The following is a 213-nucleotide window of genomic DNA, read 5'->3' on the forward strand; positions in this document are numbered from 1 at the left end:
GATTCATGACTGGGGTGAAGTCGTAACAAGGTAGCCGTAGGGGAACCTGCGGCTGGATCACCTCCTTAATCGACGACATCAGCCTGCTGATGAGCTCCCACACGAATTGCTTGATTCTTTGTCGAAGACGATCAAGACCCTATATAGGTCTGTAGCTCAGTTGGTTAGAGCGCACCCCTGATAAGGGTGAGGTCGGCAGTTCAAATCTGCCCA

The 213-nt window shown here is 51.6% G+C and carries 1 rRNA gene; it reads left to right on the forward strand.

Going from position 1 to position 213, the window contains the following annotated elements:
- A 16S ribosomal RNA gene (locus L6D80_RS30055) occupies positions 1 to 68 on the forward strand; the annotation flags it as partial.
- Positions 69 to 213 lie beyond the last annotated feature (145 nt).

This window comes from Pseudomonas ceruminis (genome assembly GCF_021602025.1).
Classification (GTDB): Bacteria; Pseudomonadota; Gammaproteobacteria; order Pseudomonadales; family Pseudomonadaceae; genus Aquipseudomonas; species Aquipseudomonas ceruminis.